9 protein-coding genes are annotated in these 7001 nt (G+C 65.8%); 2 read left to right on the top strand and 7 right to left on the bottom strand.

The window, feature by feature from the left end:
• Positions 1 to 160 precede the first annotated feature (160 nt).
• The 3 genes from E1261_RS41755 to E1261_RS45670 all read right to left on the bottom strand — a co-directional run bounded on the left by E1261_RS41755 (position 161) and on the right by E1261_RS45670 (position 1368).
• Positions 161 to 862 carry a GntR family transcriptional regulator gene (locus tag E1261_RS41755; RefSeq protein ID WP_132415327.1) on the bottom strand — a complete coding sequence of 234 codons (702 nt, stop codon included), beginning with the start codon at positions 860 to 862 and terminating at the stop codon, positions 161 to 163.
• Between the two features lie 80 nt (positions 863 to 942).
• Positions 943 to 1119: a DUF5302 domain-containing protein gene (locus E1261_RS45675; RefSeq protein WP_165952829.1), complete on the bottom strand. Its 177-nt coding sequence runs from the start codon at positions 1117 to 1119 to the stop codon at positions 943 to 945.
• A gap of 75 nt (positions 1120 to 1194) precedes the next feature.
• Positions 1195 to 1368: a hypothetical protein gene (locus E1261_RS45670; protein ID WP_165952828.1), complete on the bottom strand. Its 174-nt coding sequence runs from the start codon at positions 1366 to 1368 to the stop codon at positions 1195 to 1197.
• Positions 1369 to 1454: 86 nt separating this feature from the next.
• Between E1261_RS45670 and E1261_RS41750 the strand changes: the two genes are divergently transcribed.
• The gene (locus E1261_RS41750) at positions 1455 to 2105 is read left to right on the top strand and encodes a LysE family translocator (RefSeq protein ID WP_132415325.1); all 651 of its coding nucleotides are present in this window, start codon (positions 1455 to 1457) and stop codon (positions 2103 to 2105) included.
• Complete coding sequence (locus tag E1261_RS41745; protein ID WP_132415323.1) at positions 2105 to 3052, top strand: aminoglycoside phosphotransferase family protein; 948 nt, start codon at positions 2105 to 2107, stop codon at positions 3050 to 3052. Before E1261_RS41750 ends, E1261_RS41745 begins: the two co-directional genes overlap by 1 nt.
• On the opposite strand, the gene E1261_RS41740 is transcribed toward E1261_RS41745, so the two are convergent.
• The 4 genes from E1261_RS41740 to E1261_RS41725 are packed head-to-tail and all read right to left on the bottom strand — an operon-like array spanning position 3039 to position 6048.
• Positions 3039 to 3764: a class I SAM-dependent methyltransferase gene (locus E1261_RS41740; RefSeq protein ID WP_132415321.1), complete on the bottom strand. Its 726-nt coding sequence runs from the start codon at positions 3762 to 3764 to the stop codon at positions 3039 to 3041. The two genes, E1261_RS41745 and E1261_RS41740, sit on opposite strands and share 14 nt — an antisense overlap.
• Positions 3765 to 3788: 24 nt before the next feature.
• Positions 3789 to 4574 (bottom strand): ABC transporter permease, encoded by a 786-nt coding sequence (locus E1261_RS41735; RefSeq protein WP_132415318.1) that lies wholly within the window; start codon positions 4572 to 4574, stop codon positions 3789 to 3791.
• Positions 4571 to 5326 carry an ABC-2 family transporter protein gene (locus E1261_RS41730; RefSeq protein ID WP_132415316.1) on the bottom strand — a complete coding sequence of 252 codons (756 nt, stop codon included), beginning with the start codon at positions 5324 to 5326 and terminating at the stop codon, positions 4571 to 4573. The genes E1261_RS41735 and E1261_RS41730 overlap by 4 nt, the downstream gene beginning before the upstream one ends.
• Positions 5326 to 6048 (bottom strand): ATP-binding cassette domain-containing protein, encoded by a 723-nt coding sequence (locus E1261_RS41725; protein WP_132415329.1) that lies wholly within the window; start codon positions 6046 to 6048, stop codon positions 5326 to 5328. The genes E1261_RS41730 and E1261_RS41725 overlap by 1 nt, the downstream gene beginning before the upstream one ends.
• Between the last annotated feature and the right edge of the window lie 953 nt (positions 6049 to 7001).

Below are 7001 nucleotides of genomic sequence, written 5' to 3'. Positions count from 1 at the left end.
GTGGTCAACCTCCTCAAACTCCACAACCACACCCTCCACCCAGCAACCTGACCCCGGGGCCACCCAGCCCGACCAGCCCGACAGATTCGATGCCCCGGCCGGCAAAACGCCATTTCGCTACAGGCTCGGAGAGACCGCAGGACTCCACAAAGCGGGGTGGTTACGGGCGGAGGGTGGCGCGGAAGCCGACTCGGTCGCCTCGGTAGAGGGAGCGGACTACCTCGAGGGGGTGGCCGGCGCTGTCTCGGGTTTGGCGGTGGAGGAGGAGCATGGGGAGTTGCTGGGTGGCCTTGAGGAGGTCGGCCTCGCGGGGGGACGCGATCACGGTTTCGAGCAGTTCCTCGCCCTCGCCGAACTCGACGCCGAGCTGGCCGACGAGGCAGCGGTACAGCGAGCCGGTTGGTTCCAGCACCTCGCGCAGGGTCGGGAAGCGCGCCACCGACAGGTACGTCGTCTCGAGCCCGATCGGCTGTTCATCCGCGAACAGGACCCGCTCCAGCTCGAACACAGGATCACCAGGCGCGATGGCCAACTGCTCGGCCAGTACGTCGCTCGCCGGGATCTCGTCGAACTTGACCACCTCACGCGCCGGCGTGTGCCCCTGCGCGCGCAGCGCCTCGGTGTAGCTCACCAGCGCCAGCGGCTGCACGATCTTCGGCGTCGCCACGAACGTCCCCTGGCCCTGCCGCGCCCGCAACCGCCCGTCCGCGATCAGCTCCCGGATCGCCTGCCGCATGGTCCACCGCGACACCCCGAAGTCCTTCGCCAGCACCCGCTCAGGCGGCAGGCCGGCGCCCTCCCCGAGCTCCTCCACCAACTCGATGAGCCGGGTCTTGACCACGTAATGCAGCGGCACACTCACCTGCTGAGAATACCGAGGAAAGAGTCGAGCCCCGGGCGGGAACCCGGGGCTCATGCGGATGGATGGACAGTTGGCGGATCTCAGCTGCCGGACTTGCGCCGGAACTGGCGCTTCTGCTTGTCGTTGTGGGCCTCGCCGACACCCTCCTTGCGGTTCCCCGAGCCGGGGTGTGCCGCGTGGTTGGCGTTCTTCTTCTCCAGCGCTTCCCTGAACTTCTTCTGCAGATCGTCCGCCGGCTTGCTGGCCTTTTCGCTCATACCGTCTCCTTCAAACCGTCAGGCGTACACGCACACGCTATCCGAGTTCGAGACCTGCGAGCGACCGGAATACCGTCACGCGGTCACCGGGCACCCTGGCTGCCCACAATCGGCGTCCTCGGCGACCTCGCCGTACAGATTGTGCTCGAACGCGAAATGGAAACATTCCCAGTGCATGCGTTCGAAGAGCTCGTAGTCCTCCCGGCTCTCCTCGACCGGTTTCCCGCACCGCATGCACTCCTGCTCCACCCCCGCAAGGTATCTCAGCCGCTGAAAATCCCCCGTACGCCGGTCCCGCGCGCTGTTAGGTTCGGGCCTGAGGGAGAGGAGCCGGTATGCCGGTGAGTGGTGAGGCGTTGATCGGGATCGCGCTGGTGGAGCTCGGGCTGGTGGTGATGCCAGGGCCGAACATGATCTACCTGATCTCGCGGTCGATCGCGCAGGGCCGCCGGGCCGGGCTGACCTCGCTCGCCGGGGTCGGCGTCGGCTTCCTGGTGTACTTGCTGGCGGCAAGCGCCGGGCTGGCGACGCTGTTCGCGCTGGTCCCGGAGATCTACGTGGTGCTGAAGTTCGCCGGTGCCGCCTACCTGCTCTGGCTCGCCTGGAACGCCCTCCGCCCCGGCGGCAGCTCAGTCTTCGCCACCCAGGAGCTCGAGCCCGACAGCTCCCGCAAGCTCTTCGGCATGGGCCTGCTCACCTGCCTGCTGAACCCGAAGATCGCGATCCTCTACATCTCCCTGCTCCCGCAGTTCCTGGACCCGGGCCGCGGCCACCTCGGCCTGCAGAGCCTGATCCTCGGCCTGACCCAACTCGTGGTCGGCGTCGCAATGAACGCGGTCTTCATCATCACCGCCGGCTCAGTCGCCGTCTTCCTCACCCGCCGTCCCACCTGGATGCGAATCCACCGCTACCTCACCGGTACGGCGCTCGCCGTCTTCGCCATCCGCCTGGCCACCGAACGCACCCGCCCCCTGGCCACCCCCTGATGCACGCCAACCAACTGGAAATCACCCCCAACCTCGTCGAACACCTGATCCGGACGCAGTTCCCGTCCTGGTCGGGTTACGAGATCCGTCCGGTGCCCTCCCACGGAACGGTGAACGCGTTGTTCCGGATCGAGGGCAGCGCGCCCTCCGACGAGGTCTGGACATCCGGTCGCGAGCAAACCCCGTCGCCCGGCAGCACCTTCGTCGCGCGGTTTCCCCTCCAGCCCGGCGACCCCGTGCAGGTTCGCCGGGAGCTTGAGGACGAGATGGGGGCGGCTCGGCGGTTGCACGCGATATCGCCGTACCCGACTCCCCGGCCGATCGCCCTGGGCGAGCCGGGCGACGGCTACCCGCTCCCGTGGGCCGTCTACACGTGGCTGGACGGGACGACGGCGTACGACGCGGATGTCGCCGGGTCAGTGGGTTTCGCCGAGGACCTCGCCCGGTTCGTGCTCGCTCTTCGCGCCGAACCGACCGAGGGCCGCGTGTTCACCGGCTCCTGGCGAGGCGGCGTACTGACTTCTCAGGACGAGTACGTCGCCGATGGGCTGGAACGTAGTCGCGGAATGATCGACGTGGATGCACTAGCCCGGCTGTGGTCGGTGTTGCGGGAGACGCCGCGGACCGAGCCCGACGTCTGGACGCATCGCGACCTGATGCCCGGCAACCTGCTGGCCGCGGACGGCTGGCTGGCCGGGGTGATCGACGTCGGCACCTTCACCGTGTCCGACCCCGCCATGGACCTCCAACCCGCCTGGAACCTCCTCGATCCAACAGCACGGGCAGCGTTCCGTACGGCGCTCGGCAGCGACGACGCGGAATGGGCGCGCGGGATGGGCTGGTCGTTCGCGCAGGCCATCGGTTGCCTCTGGTACTACGTCGAGACGAACCCGGTGATGTCCCGCACCGCCCACCACACCCTGACCGCCTTGCTCACAGTTTCCTAGCCACAAACACGAATTCCATCCCCGGCCGATCCGGCGCATCCCGCACCTCGTCGACCTCAAAACCGTCCAGCGACACCTCATTCCGATCCCGGAACCACAGCGTCGAATCCGACGTGAATTCAGCCCCGTCGGAACTGAAGACATACGTCCCGCGGAAGCTCACATACGGCAGCTCGACCCGCGTCAGCTCACCCCAGTTCGCCACCGTCTCCCCGCTGGGCAGCACCACCTCCCGGTAGGTGCTTTCGCGTGACCACTCGGCCCATTGCTCCCAGGCCCGGTACGCCGGATCCCGCGTCTCGAACACGAATCGCCCACCTGGCTTCAACGCCGCACGGATACCGGCCACCGTCGCCGACCACTCCTCCTCAGTCAGGAAGACCTGCGCCACGTTCCCCGTCATCACAGCCAGATCGACCTGCAACGGCGGCAACGTCGTCGCGTCGCCGTGCAGCCAGCGCACCCGGTCCGCGAACTCCTTGCCCTGGGCAACCTCCAGTGAGGCCGCCGCCGGATCCACCCCGATCACCTCGACGCCGCGCCCGGCCAGCAGACAGGCCAGCTCTCCGGTCCCGCAACCAACATCCAGCACCCGTTCGGCGCCGAACTCGGTCACCATCGCCGCATAGGGTTCCAGGTCGTCGCGTACCGCCGGCTCCAACGCGTCGTACACCGCAGCCAGCCGCGGGACCGCAAACAAGTCGTCAGCCATATCCACGCACGCTACCCAGGACCGCTACGACGTCGCACCTGTATATCGCCGGAGCCCCGCCCTCCAGGCGAGCTGTGCCAACCCGGCCGCGACCAAGGCGATAAGCAACCAACCGGTTAGTTGAGCCAGACCGGCCCCGTTGAGCAGCGCCGCCGACGGCACCGCCGCGATCAGCGCCAACGGGAACACATACGTCAGCGCGAACCGAATCGGCCGCGCGAACACATCAGTCGGATAGCGGCCGAGCTGCCAAGCAGAGTGGTAGAACACGTCAAGCTGCAGCTTCGGCGCCCAGAACGCCAGGCAGGCCAGCAGCACACTCAGCGCCCACGTCACCACCAGGCCGGCGCCCATCAGCAGCAGCCAGCTCAGTACGCCGTACAGGCTCGGCTTCTCGGCTGCAGCGCTGATCCCCCAGCCCAACACCGATGCGCCGAGCGCACACCCGATCAACGCCAGCGGTGAGGACAGCGACAGGCTCGCGAGGAACAGACTCGGGGCCGGCTGCAGCAGGTAGCTGTCCAGCTTGCCGTTGCGGATCCCGTTGTCCGGGAACCAGGAGAGATTCGGGTCGATGAACGCGGATCGCAGCCCGGTGATCAGTTCGTAGGTCCCGATCAGCACCAGGAACTCCGCCTTCGACCAACCACCCACGGTGTCAGTCCGGGTGAACACGATCAGTACGGCGGCGATCGTCGTACCGAGACCGGTGAACGCCAGGATCACGTCGAAGAGCAGGTTGACCCGGAATGCGACACTCCGGCGCAGCGACATCGAGAACCCCGCTCCGAACAGGCGCAGCAGCTTCACGATCCCACCGCCGTGTACCGCCGCACGCCGGCTCTCCAAACCACCGAGACCGCCACCACCAGAACCACCACCCAACCGAGTTGATAACCGAGCGAACCGTCGTACCGGCTACCGGAAGCGATCTCGGCCGGCAGCCCGTGCATCCCGTAAAAGGGCAGCACTTCGGCGACCCGGGCCCACCCGTCGGGCAGCAAGGCGATCGGGGCCGCCGTACCGCCGAGCAGGAACCCGAGTTGGCTGCCGAACCCGACCACCGAGTGCACGCGGTCGGTCCAGAACGCGGTCAGCGAGAGCAAGAACGTGAAGAGGAAGATCAGTACGGCGGCCAGCGCGATCCCGGGGATCGCCAGCAGCACGGACCGCCAGGCGAACGTGGTGCCCAGCGCGAACGCGGTCACCAGCACGATTGGTGCCCCGAGCAACGTCAGCCAGCCGCGGATCGCGAGGTTCTCGCCGAGGACGCCGAGTACGACCGGTTGCGGCCGGAGCAGTTCGTGGCTGAGCGTTCCGTCGTACACGCGATTGGAGAAGGTGTGCTGCTCGAACGACTCGGTCATCAACGTGACCAGGATGATCGCGACGTAGTACCGGGCGATGGTGGGATCGTCGGGGTAGACCGCGGACCAGATGAACAGGCCGATCAGCGGGGCGATCACCGCCTGGACGACGAGCGTCAGCAGGAACCACCACGCGCCGGACCACTCGAGCACCTGCTGCCGGATGCGGAAGGTGAGCAGGGTCAGCGCTCTCATCACACGCCTTCCCGATAAGCCTGGTCGATGACCTTCTCCAGCGGCGGCTCCTCGACAGCGAGGTCGATCACGTCACCGGCCTGGAGGAGTTTGGCCGTCGTCTGCGCGACCTCGTCCCTCGGGACGCGCAGGTCCCGCACCTCATCACGCGTCGTGATCCGGATCAGCTTGTACGGCGAGAGCCGGGCGGACAGTTCGGCCAGCGGACCGTCGTACGCGAGTTTGCCCTGGTCGATCAGGATCAGCCGCGGGCAGAGCGACGCGACATCGGCCATGTAGTGGCTGGTCAGCAGCACGGTGGCGCCGGTGGTGGCGACGTACTCGGCGACGAACTCGCGGATCTGACTGCCCGCGGTGACGTCGAGACCGATCGACGGCTCGTCGAGGAACAGCACCTCGGGGCGGTAGATGAGCGCCATCGCGAGCCCGACCCGCATCCGCTCGCCGAGGCTGAGCGCTCGGAGTTGCCGATCCAGTTGGAGGTCGAGGAGCGCCTGGAGTTCGTCGAGGGTACGGCGGAAGTCGGGGCGGGCGACGTCGTACAGGAGCCGTTGGTACTCGAGGCTGTCCATCACTGTCAACTCCTGCGAACCACCGACCGGCTGGCTGCCGCGGACGAACGCGATCCGCTTCAGGAACGCCGACCGGCGCTGCCACGGGGTGTCGCCGAGCACGCTGACCCGGCCGGCCGTCGGGTGCAGGATCCCGGACAGGATCTTCATCGTAGTCAAGTGGCAGAACCTACCCCGTTGACGTTTCCGCAGGTCAGAGTGCACTTCCGGCGGTCTACAGCCTCTGCCTAGAGGCGCAGGCGCTCGTCGGCTGGTCCCTCTAGGGGGTACCACTGGAGCGGCACGACGGACCGGGCCTCCCCAGCGCCAGTAAACTGGTCATCATAGTGAATTCTCATCAGTTGGTGAGCCGTGTCTTTCAGTCTGAGCCATGAATCCGTGTCCTGCCTACTTACGGCACGAATTCCGGGACCATCCGTTGCCAACTCCATAACTGAGGCAATGGTAACCAGGCCGATACGCAAGGTATCCAACTCGCTATCTGTAAAAGACTCTGCGGTTCCTGGCCGATAATGACCCGCCAGACGTTGGAGTTCCCGACTTTCCGAGTTGCTATCTATGGCTCGCAAACCTTGATCAATCAGCGCATTTGTGGCGTCTAGGTTGCGTAGCGCGAGAGGTGAGGATGAGCGGACCGCAATGCCTGCGATGACGTCACATAAGATGAGCCCCCGATAGACAGCGGCTATAGATATGTCCGATGGCCGATACTCTAGATCGTCACAGAGTGCGTCCGTCGTAGTGGTGATAACCTCCACCACCGGACGATAGTCACTGTTCTTGGGAACATTCGAATTAGAAACTATGGCGACTAAAGCTCGGCATCTATGACCGTCATGCATGCGAACTATCTACCTCTCGTCTAACTGGGCCTCTAACGCGGATCATCTGAGCTATTCTGCGGGGTCTGCCAATTGATGTACGAAGATTGAACATCTGTTACGCCACCATGGCACTCTGCAAGCTCGTTGACTAGCCAGGGCCTCGGCAAAGTCGTCTTTTCACTTGGCCAGAAGCAAGATGAGCTCGTTTGTGGTCTCGGCAGGGCGGCGCCGTAGTCGTGTGGGTGGTGGCGTGATCTGCGGGTTTGGCGGCGTGGGGGC

The organism is Kribbella albertanoniae, assembly GCF_004348455.1.
Classification (GTDB): domain Bacteria; phylum Actinomycetota; class Actinomycetes; order Propionibacteriales; family Kribbellaceae; genus Kribbella; species Kribbella albertanoniae.
This window is presented reverse-complemented; position numbering and strand designations above follow the sequence as displayed.